2 tRNA genes and 2 rRNA genes are annotated in these 1,754 nt (G+C 41.7%); all 4 read right to left on the bottom strand.

The features are described 5' to 3' along the window. Window positions 1-106: 106 nt before the first annotated feature. Window positions 107-182 (bottom strand) — tRNA-Thr (locus AOQ70_RS04425). 33 nt (window positions 183-215) lie between these two features. Then, a tRNA-Val gene (locus tag AOQ70_RS04420) sits at window positions 216-291 on the bottom strand. Window positions 292-1,109: 818 nt separating this feature from the next. Beyond that, window positions 1,110-1,225 (bottom strand): 5S ribosomal RNA (rrf, locus tag AOQ70_RS04415). 61 nt (window positions 1,226-1,286) lie between these two features. Continuing rightward, window positions 1,287-1,754, bottom strand: a 23S ribosomal RNA gene (locus AOQ70_RS04410); the annotation flags it as partial.

The following is a 1,754-nucleotide window of genomic DNA, read 5'->3' as shown; positions in this document are numbered from 1 at the left end:
CCATGAAGGACTCGAACCTTCGACCCTCTGATTAAAAGTCAGATGCTCTACCAACTGAGCTAATGGCTCGCTTTAAAAGCGACTTGTCTATCTTACCATATGAAAGTGGTGCCGGCAAGAGGACTTGAACCCCCAACCTACTGATTACAAGTCAGTTGCTCTACCAGTTGAGCTACACCGGCTTTATCTATCCTAACATTATGTAAGAATAAATATGGTGGAGGATGACGGGCTCGAACCGCCGACCCTCTGCTTGTAAGGCAGATGCTCTCCCAGCTGAGCTAATCCTCCATATTGTGTCGTTTCGAAGTGTCTCTCGATCTGACAAATAGTATTATATAACGATAAGATATTGTTTGTAAAGACTTTTTTAAAATAATTTTTGAATTTATTTTAAAGCTGTTTTTTCATCTTTTCGTTAAGGCACCTAAAGAAGTTTACCACTTGTCTCATCATTTTAAAAGCCTTTTTTTCATTTTTTATGTTTTTTTGTTAAAAAGAGTACTAATAAGGGTTTATCACTGTGGAAACAGCAATTTTGACCCTTGTTTTATTTCATATATCTCTGCATAAAAACATTCAAATAAGAAGTTCTGTTATTATTTTATTTTTCTGAGAAATCTTTTTTGCAAAAAAAAGTGTGAAAATGTTGCTGGTCTTTACTATTTTTCAGCAAATCGTTTCACATCATTTTTTCTGCTGCTTCAAATATTCAACAGCTTTATCGTCTATATAAAATTTTAACAGGAGAAATAAAATGAGTATTGTTTCTTTTATGTCTTCTATCTTTTAAATTGGAAATTCAACAATGGCTGACCAACCCCACCCCCTTCGGGATGAGGTCTTTCTATTTAGTGGCCCTATACATCCCCTTTCTATATCTATTTAGCCCAAGGTGAGGTTTTCTAGGCTTTTAGTGAAGCCCTTGATGATTTGAGCTGCCGATTCATATGATGACCGACATGTTAAATTGAAGGAGCATGAAGTTTGATTTATGTAGCAATCAACGAGGGAACAACGTATTTTTACTTTAATAACCTATTATATAGAAGCAAATCATTCAAAAACACAAAAAAGATCAGTTCCAAATGGAACTGATCCTGATAGAAGCTTGGCGGCGTCCTACTCTCACAGGGGGAAACCCCCAACTACCATCGGCGCTGAAGAGCTTAACTTCCGTGTTCGGTATGGGAACGGGTGTGACCTCTTCGCTATCGCCACCAAACCTGATGGAGAGAATGTTCTCTCAAAACTAGATAACAATGTTCATGTTTCACATTAGAATATAGGTTAAGTCCTCGATCTATTAGTATCTGTCAGCTCCACGTGTCACCACGCTTCCACCTCAGACCTATCAACCTGATCATCTTTCAGGGATCTTACTTCCTTGCGGAATGGGAAATCTCATCTTGAGGGGGGCTTCATGCTTAGATGCTTTCAGCACTTATCCCGTCCGCACATAGCTACCCAGCGATGCCCTTGGCAGAACAACTGGTACACCAGCGGTGCGTCCATCCCGGTCCTCTCGTACTAAGGACAGCTCCTCTCAAATTTCCTGCGCCCGCGACGGATAGGGACCGAACTGTCTCACGACGTTCTGAACCCAGCTCGCGTACCGCTTTAATGGGTCGAACAGCCCAACCCTTGGGACCGACTACAGCCCCAGGATGCGATGAGCCGACATCGAGGTGCCAAACCTCCCGTCGATGTGGACTCTTGGGGGAGATAAGCCTTGTTATCCCCGGGGTAGCTTT

Origin of the sequence: Bacillus sp. AM 13(2015) (assembly GCF_001518755.1) — a bacterium.
GTDB lineage: Bacteria > Bacillota > Bacilli > Bacillales > Bacillaceae > Bacillus > Bacillus safensis.
Note: the sequence above shows the minus strand (reverse complement) of the source record. Positions and strands in the feature narration are given on the sequence as shown.